The following is a 26,518-nucleotide window of genomic DNA, read 5'->3' on the forward strand; positions in this document are numbered from 1 at the left end:
CCCTGCCCGCACGCGCCCACGGTGCGCTACGCGAGTGGACATGAGGAAGGACAAGCGACGTGCGCGTACTCGTCGTCGAGGACGAGCAACTGCTCGCCGATGCGGTGGCCACCGGACTGCGCCGGGAGGCCATGGCCGTCGACGTCGTGTACGACGGTGCGGCCGCCCTGGAGCGCATCGGCGTCAACGACTACGACGTGGTCGTCCTCGACCGCGACCTCCCGCTGGTGCACGGCGACGACGTCTGCCGCAAGATCGTCGAACTGGGCATGCCCACGCGCGTGCTCATGCTCACGGCGTCCGGCGACGTCAGCGACCGTGTCGAGGGCCTGGAGATCGGCGCCGACGACTATCTGCCCAAGCCCTTCGCGTTCAGCGAGCTGATCGCACGCGTGCGTGCCCTCGGCCGTCGTACGAGCGTTCCCCTGCCCCCGGTCCTGGAGCGCGCCGGCATCAAGCTCGACCCGAACCGCCGCGAGGTCTTCCGCGACGGCAAGGAGATCCAGCTCGCGCCCAAGGAGTTCGCGGTGCTGGAGGTGCTCATGCGCAGCGAGGGCGCCGTGGTCTCGGCCGAGCAGCTGCTGGAGAAGGCCTGGGACGAGAACACCGACCCGTTCACCAACGTCGTGCGGGTGACCGTGATGACCCTGCGGCGCAAGCTGGGCGAGCCGCCGGTGATCGTCACCGTCCCCGGCTCCGGCTACCGGATCTGATCGGCCATGGCCGCCACACCCGCGCCGCCCCAGGCGCCACCGAAGCCCACCTGGGACCCCAGAAGGCCGCAGCCCCCCTTCCCGTGGCTGCGCCCGACCATCCGCATACGGCTCACGCTGCTGTACGGCGGCATGTTCCTGATCGCCGGCATCCTGCTGCTGTCGATCATCTACCTGCTGGCCGCGCAGGCGATCAGCACCGGCAACCAGCCGCTGTTCAAGATCGTCAGCGGTACGTCGATCCGGGTCTCCAGCGACAACTGCCCCGCGATCACCGCGATCAACAGCACCAGCCTGCCGCTGTCGGACTTCAACGACGCGATCGCCCATTGCGTCGACCAGCAGCGCCAGGCGGCCCTGGACGACCTGCTCAGCCGCTCGCTGCTGGCCCTGCTGGGCCTCGCCGTGATCGCGTTCGCGTTCGGTTACGCGATGGCCGGCCGCGTGCTGTCCCCGCTCGGCCGGATCACCCGCACCGCCCGCCAGGTGGCCGGTTCAGACCTGTCCCGCCGGATCGAGCTGGACGGCCCGGACGACGAGCTGAAGGAGCTGGCGGACACCTTCGACGACATGCTGGAGCGGCTGCAGCGGGCCTTCACCGCCCAGCAGCGCTTCGTCGGCAACGCCTCCCACGAGCTGCGCACCCCGCTCGCGATCAACAGAACGCTCCTCGAGGTGCATCTGTCGGACCCGGACGCGCCGGTGGAGCTGCAGCAGCTGGGCAAGACGCTGCTGGCCACCAACGAGCGCAGCGAGCAGCTGGTCGAGGGCCTGCTGCTGCTCGCTCGCAGCGACAACCAGATCGTCGAGCGGGGGCCCGTCGACCTGGCCGAGGTGGCCGGCCAGGCCATCGACCAGGTGCACGCCGAGGCCGAGGCCAAGGGCGTGAAGATCCGCGGCGAGCGCAAGCCCGCGGTGGTGCAGGGCAACGGCGTGCTGCTGGAGCGGATCGCGCTGAACCTGCTGCAGAACGCCGTGCGGTACAACGTGGCCAATGAGGAGGTGCAGCGCGAAGCGCTTCCTCAGAAGGGTGGTGGCGGGCGAGGGGAGGGCGGCTGGGTCGAGGTGGCCACCGAGATCCAGCACGGACAGGCGGTGCTGACCGTCACGAACACCGGGCCGGTGGTGCCGGCGTACGAGATCGACAACCTCTTCGAGCCCTTCAGACGGCTCCGTACGGAGCGCACGGGCAGCGACAAGGGTGTGGGCCTCGGCCTGTCCATCGTCCGGTCCGTGGCCCGCGCGCACGGCGGCCACATCGTGGCGCAGCCCCGTGAGGGCGGCGGTCTGGTGATGCGGGTCACCCTGCCGCTGTGATGTGTGACCGAGCGGTTGTGTTCCGTGACCGGGCCGCCTCCGGACGGGGGGCCGACACACGCGAGGGGTGTTCGCTTCACGCGGAATTTTTCATCCGCCGAATGAGCTTCCCCTTGTGTGATCGATCACATGCGCGGATTTTCAGCCATGTACTCTCTGTGATCATGAAACATGGCGGAAAGCCGGGAAAGTCCTGGTTTTCAGGGCACTTGATCACGGGAAGTACACGGTGAGGCGCCTTTGAGGTGCGGCATTCCAACCGTGTACGGTCCTCACCGCCATCCAAGCCGCTCACTCTTGAGAGATCGGATTGGGTGTCGATTGAGTAACAGACCTTGATGTGAGGCAAAATCTCCGCCTCAGGTCGGGCACAAGTCCGGCCTCTCACGCGTTACGTGCGCTGGAGACACCGCAGACACCCAGAGGGGGAGAGCGATATGGCAACCGATTACGACACTCCACGCAAGACCGACGACGACGTCGACTCGGACAGCCTTGAAGAGCTGAAGGCCAGGAGGAACGACAAGTCCACCTCGGCGGTGGACGTCGACGAGTTCGAGGCCGCCGAAGGCCTCGAACTTCCCGGCGCCGACCTCTCGAACGAGGAGTTGGCCGTCCGTGTGCTGCCGAAGCAGCAGGACGAGTTCACCTGCATGAGCTGCTTCCTGGTGCACCACCGCAGCCAGCTGGCCCGTGAGAAGAACGGTCAGCCGATCTGCCGCGACTGCGACTGAGGTCGGGTCGGCCATGACTGGCTCGACCCCTCCCCGGAAGCACCGCTTCTCCTTGGGGAAAGCGGACGAAGGGCCGTCCGACGGCTCGTACGGCGCGCGTGAGGACGAGCGGGGCGCACCCGGAGTGGTGGCCCCGCTCGAACCGGCGAACGACCGGGCAGACCACCCGGCGCCGGTGCGGCAGCCCACGCCCGCCGCCCGGCTGGGGATCCCCCCGACCCGAACGGAGTTGAAAGCTTGGGGGAGGGCCACGGTGATGGGCGGAAAGGCCCGTGACATGGCCCGGGAAGGGGCCCGCAGGGGCGGCAGCCGCGCCCGCGCGGGCCTGGCCTACCTCGCGGACCGGATCATCGAGATCGCCCCGCGTGTCCCCGTACGCGACCTCGCGACCCTGCGCCGGCAGTTCCCGGGCCTCGGGCCCGAAGAGCTCGCCGACAAGCTGGTGGCGGGCGCGGCGGCCGGCACCTCGACGGTCGGAGCCGGGATCGGAGCGGCGGCGATGCTGCCGGTGCCGCCCGCGATGCCGACCGAACTGGCCGCGGAGATCACCGGGGTCGCGGCGATCGAGCTGAAGCTCATCGCCGAGCTGCACGAGGTCTACGGCGTACGACCGCCCGGAAACCTCAGGATCCGCAGTGCCGCGTATCTGTCCTCCTGGTCGGGGGAGCGCGGGATCGACGTGATGAAGCCGTCGACGTACGACGCGGCCCTCAGCGTCCGCATGAAGCGCGAACTGCGCCAGCAGATCATGAAGCGGATGGTCCGCGACCTGCCCAACCTCATGCCGTTCATGGTGGGTGCCGCGGTCGGGGCGGTCCTGAACCGCAGGGACACCAAGAGGCTCGCCGCCCGCATCCGGGCCGACCTGCGCAAGATCCAGGTTCCGTGGGAGGAGCTGGCGGAGCTTCCGCCGCTGGAGGAACCCGCGGAGCCCCTGCAGCTGCGCGACCTCCCCGAAGAGCTCTAGGCGTCGGCCTTCCGGGCCGCCTCGATCGCCGCCGCCAGCCGCTCCGGCTCGCGCGTCGACAGATACAGGTACGGCGTCGGGTCCTCGGGGTCCGTGACCTGCACCCGGAGCGCCGTGGGGATGTAGGCGCGCAGCAGCAGGAAGGCGCGGGTGTCGGCCTTGTACGTCCGCCAGGCGCGGGCCTCCTCCGCGTCCAGCACCTCCGCCTCGCCCAGCGCCGACACCGGGATCTTCGCCTCGCCCGCGATCAGTGAGTCGCCCACGATCCGGATGCGCAGGGAGCCGTACGCGCTGGCCACCACCGCCGCCGCGGCCGTACCACCGACCAGGCCGCCGAGCAGCGGCAGGGTGCCGAAGGGAAGCAGGACGAGGGCGAAGGAGACGCCCACGAGGAAGCTGATCAGCCACCACGAGCGGGGGGCGGTGAGGCGTTCTTCGTACGGGGTGGCGGAGAGCTGCATGAATCCAAGCTTGGCACGGCATCCGCGCACCGCCGACGCGCGGGTAAGGTCTGCGCCTGTGAGTGGTAGTTCCGCAAGCCTTCAGCCTCCTGTCGACGCGGTGAAACCGGTACGGCACCCCGACGCGCCCGCGCCCGGGGAACTTCTCGGTGCCCACTACGAACACTGTTTCGGCTGTGGCCCCGGGCAGTCCCACGGACTGCACCTGGAGGCCCGGGCCGGCGACGGTGTCTCGCTGACCGCCGAGTTCACCGTCCAGCCCGCCCACCAGGGCGCCCCGGGCCTCGCGCACGGCGGAGTGCTGGCCACGGCCCTCGACGAGACGCTGGGCTCGCTGAACTGGCTGCTGCGGACCATCGCCGTGACGGGACGCCTGGAGACCGACTTCGTGCGGCCCGTGCCCGTCGGCACCACGCTGTACCTGGAGGCCGAGGTCACCGCCGTCGCCGGCCGGAAGATCTACTCCACCGCCAAGGGACGCATCGGCGGCCCCGACGGCCCCCTCGCGGTCCGTGCCGACGCCCTCTTCATCGAGGTCAAGGTCGACCACTTCATCGACCATGGCCGCAAGCAGGAGATCCAGGCCGCCATGAGCGACCCGGACCAGATCCGCCGTGCCCGCGCCTTCGAGGTGAACCCGTGAGCCGTAGCCCCCTCGACGTGCTGATCCGGCGTGTCGACCCGGACGTACCGCTTCCGGCGTACGAGCATCCGGGGGACGCCGGAGCCGATCTGCGCACCACCGAGCCGTGCGACCTGGCGCCCGGGGAGCGGGCCGTGCTCCCCACCGGGGTGTCGATCGCCCTGCCCGAGGGGTACGCGGCCTTCGTGCACCCGCGCTCCGGTCTCGCCGCTCGCTGCGGTGTCGCCCTCGTCAATGCCCCGGGGACGGTTGATGCCGGGTACCGTGGGGAGATCAAGGTGATCGTGGTGAACCTCGACCCGCGCGAGAGCGTGCGGTTCGAGCGCTTCGACCGGATTGCCCAACTGGTCGTCCAGCAGGTCGAGAGGGTCCGCTTCCGACAGGTCGCGGAGCTTCCCGATTCGACGCGGGCCGAAGGGGGCTTCGGGTCCACCGGCGGCCATGCCGCGGTGGGCGGCGAGAGCGGCACAAGCGGTCAGGCCGCCGATGGCGGTCCGACGGGTGGGAATCGATACGCTTCGGTCGTATCCGACCGGGAAGGACAGTGACGTGTTCGGACGTCGCAAGAAGAAGGGTGCCGCCGAGGACGCGGCCGGCGAGGCCGAGCAGGTCGTCGACAGCGTCGACACCGAGGCGGACGAGGAAGAGGCAGAGGCCGAGCGCGAGCGCGTCCGGCTGGAGCCCGGGCCCCGGCCCGACGGGCCGTGGGACAGCAGCGAGGTGCGCGATCCGGCCGAGGGCCGCGTCGATCTCGGCGGTCTGTTCGTCCCGGGCGTGGACGGCATGGAGCTCAGGGTCGAGGTCGCCGGTGACGCGATCGTCGCCGCGACCGTCGTGCTGCGCGACAGCGCCGTCCAGCTCCAGGCCTTCGCCGCGCCCAAGCGCGAGGGCATCTGGGGCGAGGTCCGCGACGAGATCGCGTCCGGCATCACCCAGCAGGGTGGCATCGTCGACGAGGTCGAGGGCCCCCTGGGGTGGGAGCTGCGGGCGCAGGTGCCGGTGCAGCTTCCGGACGGCACGGGTGGCTTCCAGGTCGTGCGGTTCGTGGGCGTGGACGGCCCGCGCTGGTTCCTGCGCGGTGTGATCTCCGGGCAGGGCGCGGTGCAGCCGCAGGCCGCCGGGCTGCTGGAGCAGATCTTCCGTGACACGGTCGTGGTCCGAGGTGAAGGGCCGATGGCGCCGCGCGACCCGATCGTCCTCAAGCTGCCGAACGACGCGCAGATGGTTCCCGAAGGGGTCCAGCAGGAGGAGGGGTCGCGCTTCTCCGGGGGCATGGGGCAACTGCAGCGGGGCCCGGAGATCACCGAGGTCCGCTAGGCGCTCCGCTGGGTTCAGCAGGGATGTACGGGCCGTGCCTTTGAGGGGTGCGGCCCGTTTTTCGGGGTCTCGCCGTTGGGGGTTTCGCGCAGTGACCGGGTGCGGGGTCGTTGTGGTCCCTCGCGCCCACGCGGCGGTAGCCGGATATCAGACACTGTCCCGCGCCCCTCACGGGGCGCCATACTGGCGCCCGATCGATGGGGGAGGCGGTATGGGCGGTCGGGTGGCCACCGAGACCATGGTGCGGGTCGAGGACGTGCACAAGTCGTACGGGCGGGGGGTCGCGGCCGTGCATGCGTTGCGCGGCGTGTCCCTCGAGGTGCGGCGTGGGGAACTGGTCGCGCTGAAGGGGCGTTCCGGGTCCGGGAAGACGACCCTGCTGAACATCGTCGGCGGGCTCGACACACCCGACCGGGGGCGGGTCGAGGTCGACGGGAAGCAGCTGGGGGAGCTGGGCGAGAGCGAGCTGCTGCGGCTGCGCCGGGACCGGGTCGGGTTCGTCTTCCAGTCCTTCGGGCTCATCCCGATCCTCACCGCGGCCGAGAACGTCGGCGTACCGCTCAGGCTGCGCCGCGCCGACCCGCGCGAGCGCGAGGAGCGGGTCGAGCTGCTGCTCTCCCTCGTCGGCCTGGCGGGGCACGCCGCCCAGCGGCCCGGTGAGCTGTCCGGCGGGCAGCAGCAGCGGGTCGCCATCGCCCGCGCGCTCGCCAACCGGCCGGCCCTGCTGATCGCCGACGAACCGACCGGCCAGCTCGACGCCGAGACCGGGCACGCCGTCATGGAGCTGCTCCGGGCCGTCGTACGCAGCGAGCAGGCCACCGCGCTGGTCGCCACGCACGACGCGACCCTCCTCGACCTGGCCGACCGGGTGCTGGAACTGCGTGACGGCGAGATCACCGAGCACTGAGCAGGGCGGCCGGTCGAGGCGCTCATCAGGGATGCGTCAAAGTTGTCCGCCGGACGCCCGCCTGTCCCGTTTGCCGTGATTGTGGGCCGTAAGGTCGACGCTGCGTACGCAGTAGTCACGGGAAGACAATGGGACCATGGCACGCGGCAAGCTTCGGATCTACCTCGGCGCGGCACCGGGCGTCGGCAAGACCTACGCCATGCTCTCCGAGGCGCACCGCCGTGTGGAGCGGGGCACCGACTGTGTCGTGGGTTTCGTCGAGCCCCACGAACGGCCGCGTACGGAGGTGATGCTGCACGGCCTGGAGCAGGTGCCGCGCAGCCGGCTGGAGTACCGGGGCACCCATTTCGGCGAGATGGACGTCGACGCCGTGCTGCGCCGGGCGCCGGCCGTGGCCCTGGTGGACGAGCTCGCCCACACCAACGTTCCCGGCTCCCGCAACGCCAAGCGCTGGCAGGACGTGGAGGAGCTGCTCGCGGCCGGGATCGACGTGGTGTCGACCGTCAACATCCAGCACCTGGAGTCACTCGGTGATGTGGTGGAGTCGATCACGGGCGTGCGGCAGCGTGAGACCGTTCCGGACGAGGTGGTACGGCGGGCGGACCAGATCGAGCTGGTCGACATGTCCCCGGAGGCGCTGCGCCGCCGGATGGCGCACGGCAACATCTACAAGCCGGACAAGGTCGACGCGGCCCTGTCCAACTACTTCCGCCCCGGAAACCTCACCGCGCTGCGGGAGCTGGCGCTGCTGTGGGTCGCGGACCGGGTCGACGAGTACCTGAACGCCTACCGCAGCGAGCATGGGGTCTCCAGGATCTGGGGCTCGCGGGAGCGGATCGTGGTCGGCCTGACCGGCGGGCCCGAGGGGCGCACCCTGATACGGCGTGCCGCACGGCTCGCGGAGAAGGGCGCCGGCGGCGAGGTGCTCGCCGTGTACATAGCCCGCAGCGACGGGCTGACCTCGGCCTCCCCGAAGGAACTGGCCGTCCAGCGCACCCTGGTGGAGGATCTCGGCGGCACCTTCCACCACGTGGTCGGCGACGACATACCGGCCGCCCTGCTGGACTTCGCGCGGGGCGTGAACGCCACCCAGATCGTGCTGGGCTCCTCGCGCCGCAAGGCCTGGCAGTACGTCTTCGGGCCCGGCGTCGGCGCCACGGTCGCCCGGGACTCCGGGCCCGACCTCGACGTCCACATCGTCACCCACGAGGAGGTCGCCAAGGGCCGCGGACTGCCCGTGGCCCGGGGCGGGCGGCTCGGGCGGGCGCGGATCATCTGGGGCTGGGCGGTGGGCCTGGTGGGCCCGGCGATCCTCGCGGTGCTGCTGAACACCGTCGCCCTGGGCCTCGCCAACGACATGCTGCTGTTCCTGTCCGTCACCGTCGCGGCGGCGCTGCTCGGCGGCCTGCTGCCCGCGCTGGCCTCGGCGGCCTTCGGCTCGCTGCTGCTGAACTACTTCTACACCCCGCCGCTGCACCGGCTGACCATCGCCGACCCCAAGAACATCGTCGCCATCGCGATCTTCTTCGGCGTCGGCATGTCGGTGGCCTCGGTGGTGGACCTCGCAGCCCGGCGCACCCACCAGGCCGCCCGGCTGCGCGCCGAGTCGGAGATACTCTCCTTCCTCGCCGGGAACGTGCTGCGCGGCGAGACCAGCCTGGAGGAACTGCTGGAGCGGGTCCGCGAGACCTTCGCGATGGAGTCGGCCGCGCTGCTGGAACGGGCCGGCGACACCGAGCCGTGGACCTGCGCAGGGCGGGCCGGATTCGGGCGGCCGCTGCAGCGGCCCGAGGACGCCGACGTCGACATGCCGGTCGGAGACCACATGGCGCTCGCGCTCACCGGACGGGTGCTGCCCGCCGAGGACCGCCGGGTGCTCGCCGCGTTCGCCGCGCAGGCCGCCGTCGCCCTGGACCGGCGGCGCCTGCAGGAGGAGGCCGACCAGGCCCGCGCGCTCGCCGAGGGCAACCGCATCCGCACCGCCCTGCTCGCCGCCGTCAGCCACGACCTGCGCACCCCGCTGGCCGGCATCAAGGCGTCGGTGTCCTCGCTGCGCTCCGACGACATCGAATGGTCGGACGAGGACCGGGCGGAGCTGCTGGCCGCGATCGAGGAGGGCGCCGACCGGCTGGACCACCTCGTCGGCAACCTTCTCGACATGTCCCGCCTGCAGACCGGTACGGTCACCCCGCTGATCCGCGAGATCGACGTCGACGAGGTCGTACCGATGGCACTCGGGGGCGTCCCGGAGGGCAGCGTCGAGCTGGACGTGCCCGAGAGCCTGCCGATGGTCGAGGTCGATCCCGGGCTGCTGGAGCGGTCCGTGGCGAACCTGGTGGAGAACGCCGTCAAGTACGGCCCGAACGGCCGGCCCGTGCTGGTCTCCGCCAGCGCCATAGCCGACCGGGTCGAGGTGCGCGTGGTGGACCGCGGGCCGGGCGTGCCGGACGAGGCCAAGGACCGGATCTTCGAGCCGTTCCAGCGGTACGGTGACGCCCCGCGCGGTGCCGGGGTCGGGCTCGGCCTCGCGGTCGCCCGCGGCTTCGCCGAGGCCATGGGCGGCACCCTCGACGCGGAGGACACACCCGGTGGCGGACTCACCATGGTCCTGAGCCTGCGGGCGGCAGGATCCGGTCCGGAGCCCCAGGAGGTGGGCGCGGACATCGCAGAACCAGAAAGGCAGACCCTATGACGACCCGGGTGCTCGTGGTCGAGGACGAGCCGCAGATCGTGCGCGCCCTCGTGATCAACCTCAAGGCGCGCAAGTACGAGGTCGACGCGGCGCCCGACGGCCGTACCGCCCTCGAACTCGCCGCCTCCCGGCATCCTGACGTGGTCGTGCTCGACCTGGGCCTGCCCGACATGGACGGCGTCGAGGTGATCAGGGGCCTGCGCGGCTGGACCCGAGTGCCCATCCTGGTGCTGTCCGCCCGGCACTCCTCGGACGAGAAGGTCGAGGCGCTGGACGCGGGCGCCGACGACTACGTCACCAAGCCCTTCGGTATGGACGAGCTGCTGGCCCGGCTGCGGGCCGCCGTACGCCGGGCCGAGCCGGTCGGGCCCGGCGAGGACGACCTCACGAGCGTCGAGACCGAGGGCTTCACCGTCGACCTGGCCGCCAAGAAGGTCAACCGCGCCGGCAGGGACGTCCGTCTCACCCCGACCGAGTGGCACCTGCTGGAGGTGCTGGTCCGCAACACCGGCCGCCTGGTCGGCCAGAAGCAGCTGCTGCAGGAGGTGTGGGGGCCGTCGTACGGCACCGAGACCAACTACCTGCGCGTGTACATGGCCCAGCTGCGGCGGAAACTGGAGACCGATCCCTCGCACCCGCAGCACTTCATCACGGAGCCGGGGATGGGGTATCGCTTCGAGAAGTGAGCGGGGTCGACGTGAGCTTGGCTACGGCGCTGTCGGTGTGCCCCGGTACGCTTCAGGTATGAGTGCTGTTCCTCGTTCCGAAAAGCCGGCCGGCCGGTTCCGGCGCATGCTCGACCGGCTCTCCTCGTCGCAGGAGGACCTGGAGTCCGAGGAGCTGCGCGAGGACGCCGAGACCGCGGGCTGTACCAAGATCGGCGACTGTCACGACCGGCAGATCGTCACCGTAACTGGTACCTTGCGCACGGTCACCCTGCGTCCCCGCGCCGGGGTCCCCGCCCTGGAGGCCGAGCTGTTCGACGGCTCCGCCGCGCTGGACGTGGTGTGGCTCGGCAGGCGTTCCATCGTGGGCATAGAACCGGGGCGCAAGCTGATCGCATCGGGCCGGATCTCGATGAGCCGGGGCCGCCGCGTGCTGTTCAACCCGAAATACGAACTGCGACCCCTTGGACGGGAGTAGCCGGTGACGTCCCTCGACAAGCCGACCGAAGGCACCGACCAGAGTCCGCCCGACGGGACCGGCGATGCCCGTGCGGTGACCGAGGCCGCGCTGTTCGAGGCGTTCGGCGGTGTCCGCGGCATGGTCGAGACGGTCGTGCCGGGCCTGCTCTTCGTCGCGATCTTCACGGTGAACAAGGACCTGCACGTGTCGGCGATCGCCGCGCTGATCGTGTCGCTGGTCCTGGTCGTGGTGCGGCTCGCCATGAAGGACACCGTCAAGCACGCCTTCAGCGGCGTCTTCGGCGTGGCCTTCGGTGTCGTGTTCGCCATGTTCACCGGGAACGCCAAGGACTTCTACCTCCCCGGCATGCTCTACACGCTGGGCCTGGCGCTGGCGTACATCGTCACGACCCTGGCCGGTGTGCCCCTGATCGGTCTCATCCTCGGCCCGGTCTTCAAGGAGAACCTCTCCTGGCGCACCCGCAACCCCGGCCGCAAGAAGGCCTATGCGAAGGCCAGTTGGGCCTGGGGTCTGATCCTGCTCGCCAAGTGCGCGATCCTCTTCCCGCTCTACTGGTGGTCCGACACCACCAAGCTCGGCTGGGTCCTGGTCGCCCTGAAGATCCCGCCGTTCCTGCTGGCGGTCTGGCTCACCTGGGTCTTCCTCGCCAAGGCCCCCGCGCCCATCGACGTCTTCGCCGAGATGGAGGCCGAGGAGAAGGCCGAGCAGGAGCGCAAGGCGGCGCTGGCCACCGAGGGCGGCGAGGCGACCGGGGGACGGCACCGCCGGGACGCCTAGCCGACGGCACCTCGCACCGGCCCGGGACCTGCGGAGGTCCCGGGCCGTTCGCATGCCTTCAGCTCTCTTGCCGGTGATGGCAGGTGGCGTACGTCGCGGCCGATCGCAGTCGGGGGCGCGCACACGTCGTGATCGTCAAGGTTCCGGAGCACGTGGCCGACGCCGGCCTCCGGCTGAGCGGGTGCTCGCTGCACGGAGGGGATGTGGACCACCTGTGGCACGGGCTCACCGGTGCGCGCTGGTGGTCGACCCGGGCGGGGGCACCCCTGGGGCATCCCCGCACCGGCACCCGTACATCTTCGAGGTGACGTACGGCAGCGCCTCGCCGATGCTCAGGGAATGCTGGGCCGAGGCAACGCGGGGCTCGGAGGACCGGCTCGCCCGGTGGTGTGTCCTGCTGCGGCACCGGCGCGCGCGGTGCGCGGCCGGCGGTCAGAAGCGGCGTTCCTGACCGTCCGAACGGCAAGGGCCCGGCGGATCCGACGATCCCCGCGCCCTCGGCACGCCAACGCCCGGACTGGCCGGGTGCTCGGCATGCCGGCGTACGGACCGCCCGGGCCCCGGCGCGGCAGCGTACGGACTGCCCGGGTGCTCGGCGCGGCAGCGCACGGACCGTCGGGCCCTCGGCGCGGCAGCGTACGGACCGGCCGGGCCTCCGGCGCGGCAGCGCGCGGACCGTCGGGCCCTCGGCATGCCAGCGTACGGACCGTCTGGGTGCTCGGCGCGGCAGCGCACGGGCCGGCTGGGCCCCGGCACAACGGCGCGCGGACTGGCCGGGTCCCGGCGCGGCAGCGTACGGACCGGCCGAGCTCCGGCGCGGCAGCGTACGGACTGGCCGGGCCCTCGGCGCGGCAGTGCTCGGACCGTCGGGCCCTCGGCACGGCAACGCGCGGACTGGCCGGGTGCTCGGCGTGCCGGCGTACGGACCGCCCGGGTCCCGGCGCGGCAGCGCACGGACTGGCCGGGCCTCCGGCGCGGCACCGCGCGGACTGCCCGGGTGCTCGGCGCGGCGGCGTACGGACTGGCCGGGCCCTCGGCACGGCAACGCGCGGACTGGCCGGGTGCTCGGCATGCCGGCGTACGGACCGCCCGGGTCCCGGCGCGGCAATGCACGGACTGGCCGGGCCTCCGGCGCGGCAGCGCGCGGACTGCCCGGGTGCTCGGCGCGGCAGCGTACGGACTGGCCGGGCCCTCGGCACGGCACCGCGCGGACTGGCCGGGTGCTCGGCATGCCGGCGTACGGACTGCCCGGGTCCCGGCGCGGCAGCGTACGGACCGGCCGGGCCCTCGGCACGGCAATGCACGGACTGGCCGGGCCTCCGGCGCGGCAGTGCTCGGACCGTCGGGCCCTCGGCACGCCAACGCCCGGACTGGCCGGGTGCTCGGCATGCCGGCGTACGGACCGCCCGGGCCCCCGGCGCGGCAGCGTGAGGACTGCCCGGGTGCTCGGCGCGGCAGCGCACGGACTGGCCGGGTGCTCGGCGCGGCAGCGCACGGGCCGGTCGGGCCCCGGCACAACGCCCCGCGGACTGGCCGGGCCCTCGGCGCGGCAGCGCGCGGACTCCCGGGCCCTCAGGCGTGGTGGCGTGCCGGTCAGCTCGATGTGTCCTCGCGCCGTACCGACAGCAGTTCCTCCAGTTGCTCCTCGCGGGCCTGGGCGGCCACGAAGAGGAGTTCGTCGCCCGGCTCCAGGGAGTCCTCCTTGGACGGGGTCAGCACGCGGGTGCCGCGGATGATCGTGACCAGGGAGGTGTCCTCGGGCCACTGGACGTCGCCCACCTGGGTGCCGGCCAGGGCCGACTCCTCGGGCAGGGTCAGTTCGACCAGGTTGGCGTCGCCGTGGCTGAAGCGGAGCAGGCGGACCAGGTCGCCGACGCTCACCGCCTCCTCGACCAGGGCGGACATCAGGCGCGGGGTGGAGACGGCCACGTCCACGCCCCAGGCCTCGTTGAAGAGCCACTCGTTCTTCGGGTTGTTGACACGGGCGACGACGCGCGGGACGCCGTACTCCGTCTTGGCGAGCAGCGACACGACCAGGTTGACCTTGTCGTCGCCGGTCGCGGCGATGACGACGTTGCAGCGCTGCAGCGCCGCCTCGTCCAGGGACGTGATCTCGCAGGCGTCGGCCAGCAGCCACTCCGCCTGGGGCACCCGCTCCACCGAGATGGCGGTCGGGGCCTTGTCGATCAGCAGGACCTCGTGGCCGTTCTCCAGCAGCTCGCCCGCGATCGAGCGGCCGACGGCGCCGGCTCCGGCAATGGCGACCCTCATCAGTGACCGCTCTCCTCTTCCGGGCCCTGGGCGAACGCCGCCTCGACCTTCTCGACGTCGTCCGACCGCATCATCACATGCACGAGGTCGCCCTCCTGCAGCACCGTCTGCGAGGTCGGCAGGATCGCTTCGCCGAGGCGGGTCAGGAACGCCACGCGGACGCCCGTCTCCTCCTGCAGCTTGCTGATCTTGTGTCCGACCCATGTCGGGGAGGCGTGCACCTCGGCGAGCTGCACCCCGCCCGTGGGGTCGCGCCACAGCGGCTCGGCACCGGAGGGCAGCAGCCGGCGCAGCATCTGGTCGGCGGTCCAGCGGACCGTCGCCACGGTGGGGATGCCCAGGCGCTGGTAGACCTCGGCGCGACGCGGGTCGTAGATACGGGCGGCCACGTTCTCCACGCCGAACATCTCGCGGGCCACGCGCGCGGAGATGATGTTGGAGTTGTCACCGCTGGAGACGGCGGCGAAGGCGCCGGCCTCCTCGATGCCCGCTTCGCGCAGGGTGTCCTGGTCGAAGCCGACACCGGTGACCCGGCGGCCCCCGAAGCCCGGGCCCAGCCGACGGAAGGCGGTCGGGTCCTGGTCGATCACGGCGACCGTATGGCCCTGTTGCTCCAGGGTCTGGGCGAGAGCGGAACCCACTCTGCCGCAGCCCATGATGACGATGTGCACGACCGTCCTTCCGATGTCAAGAGTCGTTGACTTGGCCTTAACAGGTTCTCAGACCGAGGCCCAAAGCTACACACGGGCGGCAGGGCGTCGGCACCCCCCTGCGGGGGTTGCCGTGATCACGGTCCGCGATCATGCGCGCGAGCAGCGTCAGCGATCGGCGTCGGCGGCAACCGGAGGCGGCGGCCGGCGCGTGATGCTGCGCACGCTGCACAGGGTCAGGATTCCGAGGCCGAGGAGGGCGAGAGTCGCCCCGATCAGCTCCGCGGTGGCGGGCATGGGTCCTCCGAGGTGCGACGACATGCGGGGTTTGCCATCTAGGCACGGGGAGCGCGCGGACCGCGGAATCCGCAGTTTCATGCGCCTCTGATTTCACTCGTGAGGCAGATCCGGGATGCCGGGTGGGCGGGTGCCTGTTCGAAGGCCTACGATCCTCTCTCGTGTCCAAACTGACCGACGTGCCCAAACGGATCCTGATCGGGCGCGCACTGCGCAGTGACCGGCTGGGCGAGACGCTCCTGCCGAAGCGCATCGCACTCCCCGTCTTCGCCTCCGACCCGCTGTCCTCCGTCGCCTACGCGCCGGGGGAGGTCCTGCTGGTCCTGTCCATCGCGGGCGTGTCGGCGTACCACTTCAGCCCGTGGATCGCCGTCGCGGTCGTGGTGCTGATGTTCACCGTGGTCGCCTCCTACCGGCAGAACGTCCGCGCGTATCCGAGCGGCGGCGGCGACTACGAGGTCGCCACCACGAACCTGGGCGCGAAGGCGGGCCTCACGGTCGCCAGCGCCCTGCTCGTGGACTACGTCATGACCGTGGCCGTCTCCATCGCCTCCGGCATCGAGAACCTCGGCTCCGCGATCCCGTTCGTGGTCGAGCACAAGGTGCTGTGCGCGGTCGTCGTGATCGTGCTGCTGACGCTGATGAACCTGCGGGGCGTGAAGGAGTCCGGCAAGCTCTTCGCGATCCCGACGTACGTGTTCGTCGGCGGCGTCTTCATCATGATCGCGTGGGGTGCCCTACGCGGCCTGGTCCTCGGTGACACCATGCGGGCGCCGACCGCGGACTTCCACATCAAGGCCGAGCACCAGGGTCTCGCGGGCTTCGCCCTCGTCTTCCTGCTGCTGCGCGCCTTCTCCTCCGGCTGTGCCGCGCTGACCGGTGTGGAGGCCATCTCCAACGGTGTCCCGGCCTTCCGCAAGCCCAAGTCGAAGAACGCGGCGACCACCCTCGCCCTGATGGGCATCCTCGCCGTCACCATGTTCTGCGGCATCATCGCCCTCGCCATGACGACCAAGGTCCGCATGGCCGAGAACCCGGCCACGGACCTGCTCCGGGGTGGCCACCCGCTCGGTTCCGGTTACGTCCAGAACCCGGTGATCTCCCAGGTCGCCGAGGCCGTCTTCGGCAAGGGCAGCTTCATGTTCGTGGTCCTCGCGGCCGCGACGGCCCTGGTCCTCTTCCTCGCGGCCAACACGGCGTACAACGGCTTCCCGCTGCTCGGCTCGATCCTCGCCCAGGACCGCTACCTCCCGCGCCAGCTGCACACCCGCGGCGACCGTCTCGCCTTCTCCAACGGCATCGTGCTGCTCGCCGGCGCGGCGGCCCTGCTGACCGTCATCTACGGCGCGGACTCCACGCGGCTGATCCAGCTGTACATCGTCGGCGTGTTCGTGTCCTTCACGCTCAGCCAGACCGGCATGGTCCGGCACTGGAACCGGCACCTGCGGGTCGAGCAGGACCCCGGCAAGCGCCGCCACATGATCCGCTCCCGCGCGATCAACGCGTTCGGCGCCTTCCTGACCGGTCTGGTGCTGGTCGTGGTGCTGGTCACGAAGTTCACGCACGGCGCCTGGGTGGCCGTGCTCGGGATGTGCATCTTCTACGCGACGATGACCGGGATCCGGAAGCACTACGACCGTGTCTCCGAGGAGCTCGCCGCTTCGGACGACCCGGCCGACGACCTGGTCCGCCCGTCGCGGGTGCACTCGGTGGTGCTGATCTCCAAGATCCACCGCCCCACCCTGCGCGCCCTGGCCTACGCCAAGCTGATGCGCTCGGACACCCTGGAGGCGCTCACGGTCAACGTCGACCCGGCCGAGACCAAGGCACTGCGCGACGAGTGGGAGCGGCGCGGCATCGACGTACCGCTGAAGGTCCTGGACTCGCCGTACCGCGAGGTGACCCGCCCGGTGATCGAGTACGTCAAGAGCCTGCGCAAGGAGTCGCCGCGCGACGCCGTCTCCGTGATCATCCCCGAGTACGTGGTCGGCCACTGGTACGAGCACCTGCTGCACAACCAGAGCGCCCTGCGCCTGAAGGGCCGCCTGCTGTTCACGCCCGGCGTGATGGTCACCTCCGTGCCCTACCAGCTGGCGTCCTCCGAGGCGGCCAAGCTGCGCGCCCGCAGGCGGCAGGAGTGGAGCGCGCCGGGTGCGGTGCGACGCGGTCCGGCGGCGGAGCGGCCGAAGGAGCCGTCGGCGACGAAGGACTAGCCGGACCCGATTCCGGACGGAGCCGGGTGCCCGGCCTGTGGTGAGCGGCCGGACGACAGCCACGTAGACTGGTGGGCTGTTGTCCGGCCGTTTCCCGTTCCCGATCTGGAGTCACCCCGCCATGCAGGCAGAAGAGAAGAAGTCGCTGGTCGGGGAGGAGTACGAGGTCGAGATCGGCCCCGTCGCCCACGGCGGCCACTGCATCGCCCGCACGGCCGAGGGCCAGGTGCTGTTCGTCCGGCACGCGCTGCCGGGAGAGCGGGTGGTGGCGAAGGTGACCGAGGGCGAGGAGGGCGCCCGCTTCCTGCGTGCGGACGCCGTACGGATCCTGGAGCCCTCCAAGGACCGCATCGAGGCCCCCTGTCCCTTCGCCGGGCCGGGCCGCTGCGGCGGCTGCGACTGGCAGCACGCCAAGCCGGGCGCCCAGCGCAGGCTGAAGGCCGAGGTGATCGCGGAGCAGCTGAAGCGGCTCGCGGGCCTGACCCCGGAGGAGGCCGGCTGGGACGGCACGGTGGTCCCGGCCGAGGGCGACAAGCTGCCGGCCGGCCAGGTCCCGCAGTGGCGCACGCGCGTCCAGTACGCCGTCGACGCCGAGGGCCACGCGGGCCTGCGCCGCCACCGCTCGCACGAGGTCGAGCGCATCGACCACTGCATGATCGCGGCGGAGGGCGTCAGCGAGCTGGGCATCGAACGGCGGGACTGGACCGGCATGGAGTCGGTCGAGGCCATCGCGGCGACGGGCTCGCAGGACCGCCAGGTGATCCTGACGCCGCGCCCGGGCGCGCGCCTCCCCCTGGTGGAGCTGGACAAGCCGGTGTCGGTCCTCAGGGTCGACGAGAAGTCCGGCGGGGTGCACCGCGTGCACGGCCGCCCCTTCGTCCGCGAGCGCGCCGACGGCCGTACGCACCGTGTGGGCAACGGCGGTTTCTGGCAGGTCCACCCGAAGGCGGCGGACACCCTGGTGACGGCGGTCATGCAGGGCCTCCTCCCGCGCAAGGGCGAGATGGCCCTGGACCTCTACTGCGGAGTGGGGTTGTTCGCCGGGGCGCTGGCCGACCGGCTCGGCGAGAAGGGCGCGGTCCTCGGCATCGAGTCCGGCAAGCGTGCGGTGGAGGACGCGCGGCACAACCTCGCCGACTTCCCGCGGGTCCGCATCGAACAGGGCAAGGTCGAGTCGGTCCTGCCGCGCACGGGCATCACCGAGGTCGACCTGATCGTCCTGGACCCGCCGAGGTCCGGCGCCGGCCGCCAGACGGTCGCCCACCTCGCCTCCCTGGACGCCCGCCGCATCGCGTACGTCGCCTGCGATCCCGCCGCGCTGGCCCGCGACCTGGAGTACTTCCGCGAGGGCGGGTACCGGGTGCGGACGCTTCGGGCGTTCGATCTGTTTCCGATGACGCATCATGTGGAGTGCGTGGCGATCCTTGAGATGGCTGCGAAAGGTCACTGACCTGCGGATTTGTCCGTGAAGGGGCTCGTCGTGAGTGGCTTCCAGCCGTTTCCACGCAACCATCACGTGGATTGGTCAAGAACGTCCGTCCCCGCTCTCAGGGACTGACTGATCTGCCGTTTCGTCAGATGATTTGCAGGATCGACAGTGGTGGGACGCGTCGCTGACAGGACGCCTCTCAGCGTGGTCTGACACTGGTATGACGCTCGTTGTGATGTTGCGTCAGGAACCTGATCGCGGTCGACGGCTGCCCCATCCCTGTGAGGGCTGCGATGGGTCCGCGGCACGGCTTGGCGGGCGTCGGAGGGCCTTCTCTTCCCCTGTGGTCGGCCGAATGCTGCGGCGGCCAGTGCGCCCCCTTCAGAGCTGCATTGCCGAAGCGGCCGGCACGCTGCGCCTGTTCACCGAGGTGCTGCGCCATCTGGACTTCCGGGCGGAGCGGATGGCCGAGGCGTGCGAGCGGGAGTTCCTGGGCGGCTTCTCCCTGGCCAACGCGCTGACCACGGCGGAGGACGTGTCCTGGCGGCGCGCTCCCGCCGACGGCGACCCGGAGTTGCTGCGCCGGGTGGCGCGGGAGCAGGGGTAGGAACTGCGCGACCCGGGCGGGACCTTGGGCGGCACCTTCGACGTCCGGGGGGCGCTGCGGCGGATGACCTCCGTGGGCTCGGCCGGCCCGCAGGCGGTCGCGGGCGCGCTGCGGGGACTGGCAGTGGAGCACGAGCGCCTGGTGAAGGAGCGGTCGAGGAGGGCAACGGTTGCCCGAGGAACGGGGGAGGACGTCGATGGGAACGGCTCGGTCCGAGGCAGTACCCGGGGCGGCCGGCGCAGCGGACGCCGTGCCCGGCACCGGCCGGGCCTACGGGACCTTCGGCGAACTGCTGCAGGGGGTCCTTCCGGGAACCGACCGGCACTTCATGGTCACTTTCCCGCTCGCCAAATGGTCCACGGCGACCCTGCGGTACTCCGCGCGGGCCACCGGGATCACGGTCTGGCCGCCACACAAGGCGAAGGCGCAGCGGATCGCCCGGACGGCTCTGGCGGCTGCCGGGCACACGGGAGGCGGCGTTCTGGAGCTGCACAGCGACCTGCCCGAGGGCAAGGGCATGGCGAGTTCCTCCGCGGACCTGGTCGCCACCGTACGCGCGGTGGGCGCCGTCCTGGGCACGACGTTCCCGCCCACCGTGATCGAGCGGCTACTGCGGGACATCGAGCCGAGCGACGGCGTCATGTACGACGAGGTGGTCGCCTACTACCACCGCGAGGCCGAGCTGCGCAGCGGTCTCGGTGTCCTGCCGGCCATGACCATCGTCGCCCACGACGAGGGCGGCCAGATCGACACGATCCGGCACAACCGCTCGGCGCGGCCGGTCGGTGACGAGGACAAGGTGGAGTACGGCCGGCTGCTGGCCGAGCTGTGCGACGCCGTCCGGGCGCGCGACCTGCCGGGGGTGGGGCGTGTCGCCACGCGAAGCGCCGAGCTGAACGCGCTGGCCCGGCCGCGGCCGGCCCTGCGGGAGCTGCGGGACATCTGCGAGGCGACCGGGGGACTCGGCGTGGTGTGCGCGCACAGCGGCACCGTGCTCGGCATCCTCGTCGCCGCCGACGACCCGGACCACGACACCAAGGTCCGCGCCGCCCTCGACGCCTGCCGCCGGCTGCCCGGCGCCACCACGGTCCTGCGCTCGCTGGGCGACGCGGAGAACTGGATCCCCGAGGCCGGCACGACGACCACATGATCCCGTCCGCGTCCCTGTCGTTGCTCGTCACCCAGGTCGTCTCCCGGACCGCCGGCTGAGCGGTACTGCCCTCACCGTCCAGGCCTTCTTCCAGAACCCGACCGTGGCGGCCCTCGGGCGGGTCCTGGACGAATCCGGCGCCGCCGCAACCACCGACGACGCTCCACGCGTGGTCCGGCGAACCCGCACGCTCCGCTGCGCACCGGGAGGCGCCGAGTCATGAACATCCATCAGACCTCGTCCCTCCTCCTCGGCCTCGCCGCCATCGTGTTCCTCGCGCTCGGCCCGACCCTGTTCCACGGGGCGCTGTCCGACGCCCTCTTCCCGGCCGGCATCCGGCGGCCTGACCGAGCTCATCGTCCTGAGCGTGGGTCTCCAACTCGGTTTCCTGAGCCAGCGGTTGTACTCGCTCATGGTCGTCATGGCCGTGGTCACCACCGCGATGGCGGGCCCCCTGCTGACCCTGGTCATCGGCCGCCCCGACGACGACCTGCCGGATCCGACGGAGGCGCCCGAGCACACCGCGGGCTCGGTGGGCAGCGCCGCCTGACACACGGTCGACAGGACTCCCCACCGGGACCCGGTGGGGAAGCTCAGTCAGCCGCCGAGGGAGTCGTGCCGCCCCCGAACGCCTCCAGAATGCGTTCCGCCGCCAGGGTCGCCGTCAGGCGGCCCTCCCTGACCTGTCGTTCGAGGTCGGGGGCGGCGCCGCGTACCGCCGGGTCGGCGTACAGGCGGCCCAGCAGTTCGTCGCGGACCATCGCCCAGGTCCAGCCGACCTGCTGATCGCGCCGCTTGGCGGTCAGCCGGCCGGTGGAGTCGAGCAGGGTGCGGTGCTGCTCCAGGCGCTCCCAGACCGTGTCCAGGCCCGTCGAGTCCCGGGCGCTGCAACTCAGCACCGGCGGGGTCCAGAACGCCTCCCTGCCATGCATCAGGCGCAGCGCGCCCGCCAGTTCGCGGGCGGCGGCCCTCGCGTCGCGCTCGTGCGGGCCGTCCGCCTTGTTGACGGCGATCACGTCGGCCAGCTCCAGGACGCCCTTCTTGATGCCCTGCAACTGGTCCCCGGTGCGGGCCAGGGTCAGAAGGAGGAAGGAGTCGACCATCTCCGCGACCGTCGTCTCCGACTGGCCCACGCCGACCGTCTCCACGAGGATCACGTCGTAGCCCGCCGCCTCCATCACCACCATCGACTCCCGGGTGGCCTTCGCGACCCCGCCCAGCGTGCCCGCGCTGGGGGAGGGGCGGACGAAGGCGTTCGGGTCGACCGCCAGGCGCTCCATCCGCGTCTTGTCGCCGAGGATCGAGCCGCCGGTGCGGGTGGAGGACGGGTCCACGGCGAGGACCGCGACCCGGTGGCCCAGCGAGGTCAGCAGCGTGCCGAACGCGTCGATGAACGTCGACTTGCCGACCCCCGGCACCCCGCTGATGCCGATCCGCCGCGCCCGGCCGCTGTGCGGGAGCAGCTGGGTCAGCAACTCCTGTGCCAGCGCCCGGTGCTGGGGGCGGGTGGACTCGACGAGCGTGATGGCGCGGGCCACCAGGGCCCGCCTGCCGTCGAGCACACCCTTCACATACGTGTCGAGATCGATCGCTGCCATGCGAGGTCTACAGCTCGTGGCCCAGGTCGGCCGACAGCCGCCGCACCAGGTCGTACGCCGCGTCCGGGATCACCGTCCCGGGCAGGAACACCTCCGCCGCGCCCATCTCCCGCAGCGTCGGCACGTCCTGCGGAGGGATCACCCCGCCGACCACGATCATGATGTCCTCGCGGCCCTCCTCGGCGAGCTTCTCGCGCAGCGCCGGGACCAGCGTCAGGTGGCCCGCGGCCAGCGAGGACACGCCGACCACGTGCACGTCCGCCTCGACCGCCTGCCGGGCGACCTCCTCCGGCGTCTGGAACAGCGGGCCGACGTCGACGTCGAAGCCGAGGTCGGCGAAGGCCGTGGCGATCACCTTCTGTCCGCGGTCGTGGCCGTCCTGGCCCATCTTGGCGACCAGGATGCGCGGGCGGCGCCCCTCGGCCTCCTCGAAGGCGTCCACCAGGGCACGGGTGCGGTCCACGTTCGGGGACTGGCCTGCTTCGTTGCGGTACACGCCGGAGATCGTACGGATCTGGCTCGCGTGCCGGCCGTACACCTTCTCCAGGGCGTCGGAGATCTCGCCGACCGTCGCCTTGGCGCGGGCCGCGCGCACCGCCAGCTCCAGCAGGTTCTCCTTGCCGTCGGCGGCCCGGGTGAGCGCGTCCAGGGCGTCCTGGCAGGCCTGCTCGTCGCGCTCCGCGCGCAGTCGCCGCAGCTTCTCGATCTGCTGGGCGCGTACGGCGGAGTTGTCGACCTTGAGGACGTCGATCTGCTCGTCGTTCTCCACCCGGTACTTGTTCACGCCGATCACCGGCTGCCGCCCGGAGTCGATACGCGCCTGCGTGCGGGCCGCCGCCTCCTCCACGCGCAGCTTCGGGATGCCGGCGTCGATGGCCTGCGCCATGCCGCCGGCCTGCTCGACCTCCTGGATGTGCGCCCAGGCCTTGCGCGCGAGGTCGTACGTCAGCCTCTCCACGTACGCGCTGCCGCCCCAGGGATCGATGACCCTGGTCGTCCCCGACTCCTGCTGGATGAGCAGCTGGGTGTTGCGGGCGATGCGCGCCGAGAAGTCGGTCGGCAGGGCAAGGGCCTCGTCGAGGGCGTTGGTGTGCAGCGACTGGGTGTGGCCCTGGGTCGCCGCCATCGCCTCCACGGCCGTACGCGTGACGTTGTTGAACACGTCCTGCGCGGTCAGCGACCAGCCCGAGGTCTGCGAATGGGTGCGCAGGGAGAGGGACTTGGTGTTCTTCGGGTCGAACTGCCGCACCAGCTTCGCCCACAGCAGCCGGGCCGCGCGCAGCTTGGCGATCTCCATGAAGAAGTTCATGCCGATCGCCCAGAAGAAGGACAGCCGGGGCGCGAACGCGTCCACGTCCAGGCCCGCCTCGCGGCCCGCGCGGATGTACTCCACGCCGTCCGCGAGCGTGTACGCCAGCTCCAGGTCGGCCGTCGCGCCCGCCTCCTGGATGTGGTAGCCGGAGATGGAGATGGAGTTGTAGCGGGGCATCCGCTGCGAGGTGTACGCGAAGATGTCGGAGATGATCCGCATCGACGGCTTCGGCGGATAGATGTAGGTGTTGCGGACCATGAACTCCTTGAGGATGTCGTTCTGGATGGTCCCGGCCAGCTTCTCGGGCGGTACGCCCTGTTCCTCCGCAGCCACGATGTACAGCGCCAGCACCGGCAGCACGGCGCCGTTCATCGTCATCGACACCGTCATCCTGTCCAGCGGGATCCCGTCGAACAGCTGCCGCATGTCGTAGATCGAGTCGATGGCCACGCCCGCCATGCCGACGTCGCCGGTCACCCGCGGGTGGTCGCTGTCGTAGCCGCGGTGCGTGGGCAGGTCGAAGGCGACCGACAGGCCCTTCTGGCCGGCCGCCAGGTTGCGCCGGTAGAAGGCGTTGGACTCCTCGGCGGTGGAGAAGCCCGCGTACTGGCGGATCGTCCAGGGCTGGTTGACGTACATCGTCGGGTAGGGGCCGCGCAGATACGGCGCGATGCCCGGGTAGGTGCCCAGGAAATCCAGGCCCTCAAGATCACGACCGGTGTACAGCGGCTTGACCCCGATGCCCTCCGGGGTCTCCCACAGCTGCTCTTCGCTGCCGGTCGCCCGCGCGACGGCCGCCTGCCAGTCCTCGGCACTGCCGTCGGCGACCGGTGTCCCCAGCTCGATGCCGGAGAAGTCGGGGATTCCCATCAGGACACTCCCATGCGGTCGAGGGTCGCGGACAGCACGTCGATGGCGTCGCAGCCCGCGAAGACGTAACGGTCGATGCCGGCGTACTCGCCCCGGCCCGCCAGGAACACCTGCCGGGCGCCGGACGCCTTGAGCGACTCGGCGGCCTGCTCGGCCTGTTCGGCGTACAGGGCGTCGCTTGAGCACAGCACGGCCTCGGTGGCTCCGCTGTCCTCGAAGGCGCCCTCGGTGACCGGCTCGATGCCGCCCGCCTGGAAGAGGTTGGCGGCGAACGTGGCGCGCGCGGTGTACGCGGCGGCCGGGCCGAGCGTGGCGAGGAAGATGCGCGGACGGGCACCGGTCGCCGCGAGGTGGGCGTCGGAGCGGGCGCGCAGCTGCTCGTACGCCTCGTCGCGGCGTACCCGCGGCAGCCCGCCGGACGGCGGCTCGGGCGCGGGCTCGCGCTCCACCGGCTTCTCGGCCAGCAGCGGGAACTCGCTGACGCCGGTGATGGGTTCGCGCCGCTTGGCGAGCTTCTTGGAGCGCTCCGCCCAGGTCGTCGCGAGGTCCGTGCGCAGCCGGCCGGAGCGCAGCACGGCGGCCTGGCCGCCGTCGCGCTCGATGGTCCGGAAGAACTCCCAGGCGGCCTGGGCGAGTTGGTCGGTCAGCCGCTCGACGTACCAGGAGCCGCCCGCCGGGTCGACGACCCGGGCCAGGTGGGACTCCTCGATGAGGATCGTGGAGGTGTTGCGGGCGATCCGGCGCGCGAACGCGTCGGGCAGGCCGAGCGCGTGGTCGAACGGCAGGACGGTCACCGAGTCGGCGCCGCCGACCCCGGCGGCGAGCGTCGCGACCGTCGTGCGGAGCATGTTCACCCACGGGTCGCGGCGGGTCGTCATCACCGACGAGGTCACCACGTGCTGCACCTGCGCACCGGGCGCCCCGCAGACCTCGGCGACCCGGGCCCACAGCCGGCGCGCGGCGCGCAGCTTGGCGATCGTGAGGAACTGGTCGGCCGTGGCCGCGTAGCGGAACTCCAGCTGCCCGGCGGCCCGTTCGACGCCCAGCCCGGCCTCGGTGAGCTCCCGCAGATACGCCACACCGGTGGCGAGCGAGGCGCCCAGCTCCTGCGCGGCCGAGCCGCCCGCCTCGTGGTACGGCAGCACGTCCACGGTGAGGGCGCGCAGCCCCGGGTACCGCTCGGCGCAGCGCGCGGCCAGGGCGGCGTACGGCGCGAAGTCCAGGGCCGTACCGGTACGGGCCTCGTACCCGAGCGGGTCGCCGCCCAGGTTGCCGCGTACGGCCTCGGCGGCCACGCCCTTGTCCGCGTACAGCCGCAGCAGTGCCTCGGCGGCCCGCTCGGTGTCCCGGCCCGCCTCCAGCACGACCGGCGCGAGGTCCAGGTACACGCCCTCCAGCGCCCGGCCCAGCCCGTCGACCGGGATGCCGCCCTCGCCCAGCACGAGCCACAGCGAGGTGCCGCCGTTCTCCAGGTCGGCCAGGACGGCGCTGTCCGCGAGGGCGGTGTGCCGCTGCCGTACGTCCCAGCCGCCCGCCGTGTTGCCCTCGGGCCGGCTGCCGCGCACAAAGGGCGCGAAGCCCGGCAGGCCGGGGTCGGGCGCGGCGTCGCGCGCGGTGTACAGGGGCCGGGTGCGCAGCCCGTCCTCCAGCGTCGTGGACAGGGCGTCCTCAGCTGCCGCGCCCGAGACTTCCTTGCCGGACTTGCGCAGCACACCCTCCACCAGGGCTTGCCACTGCTCGTGCGTCGCGTCAGGGAACTCGGCGGCCAGTGAGAGCCCGTCGTCAGGCAGGACCGTCATGGCTCGGATGCTAGGGCAGCATGCTCAAGTGAGTGCAGCGCGGGGGCTGTGAGGTTTCCCTCCTTGCGCTTGTGACCTGCGCCGCTCAGCCGTCGGAGGGCTGCTCGCCCGGGTCCGGCAGATCGGGCACCAGCGCGCACATCGCCGCGCGCTGGTCGGGGCCCATGGAGTCGGCGAGGGCCTGGCGGACGGTGCCGACGAGCAGGGCGGAGGTCTCGGCCAGCAGGTCGCGCGCCCTGTCGGTGAGGGTGACCTGTACGCCGCGCTTGTCGCCGCAGACGGAGGTGCGGACGACCAGGCCGGCCCGCTGCAGGCAGGCGACCTGGTAGGTGAGCCGGGTCTTGGGGCGGCCGAGGAGGCCGGCGACCTGGGTCATGCGCAGTCCGGTGCGGGGCTGTTCCGCCAGCAGGCACAGGATCAGGAACTCGTCGTGGGAGACGTCGAGGGTCTCCTTCACGACCGACCGCAGCCGCTGCTCCACGGCGCCCGTGGCGGCCAGCAGGATCATCCAGGCGCGCAGTTCGGCGGGCAGCAGGCTGCCTGCCGAGGCGGGACATTCGAGCTGGTCGGAGGGGTGCGCGTCGGAGTCGTACATGGCTCGAGTCTACCTGTTGTCCAAATTTGGATGACGCGCTAACGTGGCGCCAG

Annotated in this window: 25 protein-coding genes and 1 pseudogene; 18 read left to right on the forward strand and 8 right to left on the reverse strand. The window is 71.6% G+C overall.

Translation table 11 applies throughout. The annotated features are described in order from the left end of the window. Positions 1 to 59: 59 nt before the first annotated feature. The 4 genes from SRB17_RS32110 (at position 60) to SRB17_RS32125 (ending at position 3,731) form a co-directional block, all read left to right on the forward strand. Positions 60 to 713 carry a response regulator transcription factor gene (locus SRB17_RS32110; protein WP_031165802.1) on the forward strand — a complete coding sequence of 218 codons (654 nt, stop codon included), beginning with the start codon at positions 60 to 62 and terminating at the stop codon, positions 711 to 713. A gap of 6 nt (positions 714 to 719) precedes the next feature. Further along, entirely contained in the window at positions 720 to 2,030 is a 1,311-nt protein-coding gene (locus SRB17_RS32115; protein WP_153543690.1) for a sensor histidine kinase, read from the forward strand. Between the two features lie 437 nt (positions 2,031 to 2,467). Continuing rightward, positions 2,468 to 2,764 carry a DUF4193 domain-containing protein gene (locus tag SRB17_RS32120; RefSeq protein WP_005481602.1) on the forward strand — a complete coding sequence of 99 codons (297 nt, stop codon included), beginning with the start codon at positions 2,468 to 2,470 and terminating at the stop codon, positions 2,762 to 2,764. 13 nt (positions 2,765 to 2,777) lie between these two features. Then, a complete protein-coding gene (locus SRB17_RS32125; RefSeq protein WP_153543691.1) occupies positions 2,778 to 3,731 on the forward strand; it encodes a hypothetical protein in 954 nt (317 codons plus the stop codon). Here SRB17_RS32125 and SRB17_RS32130 read toward each other — a convergent pair. Next, positions 3,728 to 4,192: a DUF3093 domain-containing protein gene (locus SRB17_RS32130; protein WP_153543692.1), complete on the reverse strand. Its 465-nt coding sequence runs from the start codon at positions 4,190 to 4,192 to the stop codon at positions 3,728 to 3,730. The genes SRB17_RS32125 and SRB17_RS32130 overlap by 4 nt on opposite strands. A gap of 58 nt (positions 4,193 to 4,250) precedes the next feature. On the opposite strand from SRB17_RS32130, the gene SRB17_RS32135 reads away from it, so the two are divergent. The 9 genes from SRB17_RS32135 to SRB17_RS32175 all read left to right on the forward strand — a co-directional run bounded on the left by SRB17_RS32135 (position 4,251) and on the right by SRB17_RS32175 (position 12,125). Next, positions 4,251 to 4,835 (forward strand): PaaI family thioesterase, encoded by a 585-nt coding sequence (locus SRB17_RS32135; RefSeq protein ID WP_323376543.1) that lies wholly within the window; start codon positions 4,251 to 4,253, stop codon positions 4,833 to 4,835. After that, positions 4,832 to 5,383, forward strand: a complete 552-nt coding sequence (gene dut, locus SRB17_RS32140; protein ID WP_323376544.1) for a dUTP diphosphatase — start codon at positions 4,832 to 4,834, stop codon at positions 5,381 to 5,383. The genes SRB17_RS32135 and dut overlap by 4 nt, the downstream gene beginning before the upstream one ends. A 1-nt stretch (position 5,384) precedes the next feature. Further along, on the forward strand, positions 5,385 to 6,152 hold the full coding sequence (locus SRB17_RS32145; protein WP_323376545.1) for a DUF3710 domain-containing protein: 768 nt from the start codon (positions 5,385 to 5,387) through the stop codon (positions 6,150 to 6,152). Between the two features lie 211 nt (positions 6,153 to 6,363). Next, the gene (locus SRB17_RS32150) at positions 6,364 to 7,059 is read left to right on the forward strand and encodes an ABC transporter ATP-binding protein (protein WP_153543695.1); all 696 of its coding nucleotides are present in this window, start codon (positions 6,364 to 6,366) and stop codon (positions 7,057 to 7,059) included. 136 nt (positions 7,060 to 7,195) lie between these two features. Further along, positions 7,196 to 9,751, forward strand: a complete 2,556-nt coding sequence (locus tag SRB17_RS32155) for a sensor histidine kinase (protein ID WP_153543696.1) — start codon at positions 7,196 to 7,198, stop codon at positions 9,749 to 9,751. After that, positions 9,748 to 10,437 carry a response regulator gene (locus SRB17_RS32160; protein ID WP_153543697.1) on the forward strand — a complete coding sequence of 230 codons (690 nt, stop codon included), beginning with the start codon at positions 9,748 to 9,750 and terminating at the stop codon, positions 10,435 to 10,437. The genes SRB17_RS32155 and SRB17_RS32160 overlap by 4 nt, the downstream gene beginning before the upstream one ends. Positions 10,438 to 10,495: 58 nt before the next feature. Further along, positions 10,496 to 10,894 (forward strand): OB-fold nucleic acid binding domain-containing protein, encoded by a 399-nt coding sequence (locus SRB17_RS32165; protein WP_076095565.1) that lies wholly within the window; start codon positions 10,496 to 10,498, stop codon positions 10,892 to 10,894. Positions 10,895 to 10,897: 3 nt separating this feature from the next. Then, entirely contained in the window at positions 10,898 to 11,674 is a 777-nt protein-coding gene (locus SRB17_RS32170) for a DUF3159 domain-containing protein (RefSeq protein WP_323376546.1), read from the forward strand. 214 nt (positions 11,675 to 11,888) lie between these two features. Then, a complete protein-coding gene (locus SRB17_RS32175; RefSeq protein ID WP_153543698.1) occupies positions 11,889 to 12,125 on the forward strand; it encodes a hypothetical protein in 237 nt (78 codons plus the stop codon). Between the two features lie 1,142 nt (positions 12,126 to 13,267). On the opposite strand, the gene SRB17_RS32180 is transcribed toward SRB17_RS32175, so the two are convergent. From SRB17_RS32180 to SRB17_RS47700, 3 genes are all read right to left on the reverse strand, one after another. Beyond that, the gene (locus SRB17_RS32180) at positions 13,268 to 13,945 is read right to left on the reverse strand and encodes a potassium channel family protein (RefSeq protein WP_153543699.1); all 678 of its coding nucleotides are present in this window, start codon (positions 13,943 to 13,945) and stop codon (positions 13,268 to 13,270) included. Beyond that, entirely contained in the window at positions 13,945 to 14,616 is a 672-nt protein-coding gene (locus SRB17_RS32185; RefSeq protein ID WP_323376547.1) for a TrkA family potassium uptake protein, read from the reverse strand. The genes SRB17_RS32180 and SRB17_RS32185 overlap by 1 nt, the downstream gene beginning before the upstream one ends. A gap of 147 nt (positions 14,617 to 14,763) precedes the next feature. Beyond that, the gene (locus SRB17_RS47700; protein WP_267133471.1) at positions 14,764 to 14,892 is read right to left on the reverse strand and encodes a hypothetical protein; all 129 of its coding nucleotides are present in this window, start codon (positions 14,890 to 14,892) and stop codon (positions 14,764 to 14,766) included. A gap of 161 nt (positions 14,893 to 15,053) precedes the next feature. On the opposite strand from SRB17_RS47700, the gene SRB17_RS32190 reads away from it, so the two are divergent. The 5 genes and pseudogenes from SRB17_RS32190 to SRB17_RS32210 all read left to right on the forward strand — a co-directional run. Next, entirely contained in the window at positions 15,054 to 17,105 is a 2,052-nt protein-coding gene (locus SRB17_RS32190; protein ID WP_323376548.1) for an APC family permease, read from the forward strand. 121 nt (positions 17,106 to 17,226) lie between these two features. Further along, complete coding sequence (locus SRB17_RS32195) at positions 17,227 to 18,555, forward strand: class I SAM-dependent RNA methyltransferase (protein ID WP_153543700.1); 1,329 nt, start codon at positions 17,227 to 17,229, stop codon at positions 18,553 to 18,555. Between the two features lie 334 nt (positions 18,556 to 18,889). After that, positions 18,890 to 19,141 carry a hypothetical protein gene (locus SRB17_RS45590; protein ID WP_194294212.1) on the forward strand — a complete coding sequence of 84 codons (252 nt, stop codon included), beginning with the start codon at positions 18,890 to 18,892 and terminating at the stop codon, positions 19,139 to 19,141. 196 nt (positions 19,142 to 19,337) lie between these two features. Further along, positions 19,338 to 20,291: a kinase gene (locus SRB17_RS32205; RefSeq protein WP_153543701.1), complete on the forward strand. Its 954-nt coding sequence runs from the start codon at positions 19,338 to 19,340 to the stop codon at positions 20,289 to 20,291. Positions 20,292 to 20,631: 340 nt separating this feature from the next. After that, positions 20,632 to 20,841 (forward strand): annotated as a pseudogene (locus SRB17_RS32210) (cation/H(+) antiporter); the annotation flags it as partial. A gap of 43 nt (positions 20,842 to 20,884) precedes the next feature. Here the strand turns inward: SRB17_RS32210 and meaB are convergent. From meaB to SRB17_RS32230, 4 genes are all read right to left on the reverse strand, one after another. Beyond that, positions 20,885 to 21,889 (reverse strand): methylmalonyl Co-A mutase-associated GTPase MeaB, encoded by a 1,005-nt coding sequence (meaB, locus tag SRB17_RS32215; RefSeq protein ID WP_153543702.1) that lies wholly within the window; start codon positions 21,887 to 21,889, stop codon positions 20,885 to 20,887. A gap of 7 nt (positions 21,890 to 21,896) precedes the next feature. Next, positions 21,897 to 24,071 carry a methylmalonyl-CoA mutase gene (scpA, locus tag SRB17_RS32220; protein WP_153543703.1) on the reverse strand — a complete coding sequence of 725 codons (2,175 nt, stop codon included), beginning with the start codon at positions 24,069 to 24,071 and terminating at the stop codon, positions 21,897 to 21,899. After that, positions 24,071 to 25,870, reverse strand: coding sequence for a methylmalonyl-CoA mutase subunit beta (locus tag SRB17_RS32225; protein WP_153543704.1), 1,800 nt, complete (start codon positions 25,868 to 25,870; stop codon positions 24,071 to 24,073). Before SRB17_RS32225 ends, scpA begins: the two co-directional genes overlap by 1 nt. An 85-nt stretch (positions 25,871 to 25,955) precedes the next feature. Next, a complete protein-coding gene (locus SRB17_RS32230) occupies positions 25,956 to 26,465 on the reverse strand; it encodes a MarR family winged helix-turn-helix transcriptional regulator (protein WP_153543705.1) in 510 nt (169 codons plus the stop codon). Positions 26,466 to 26,518 lie beyond the last annotated feature (53 nt).

Source organism: Streptomyces sp. RB17, from assembly GCF_009604455.1.
Classification (GTDB): Bacteria; Actinomycetota; Actinomycetes; order Streptomycetales; family Streptomycetaceae; genus Streptomyces.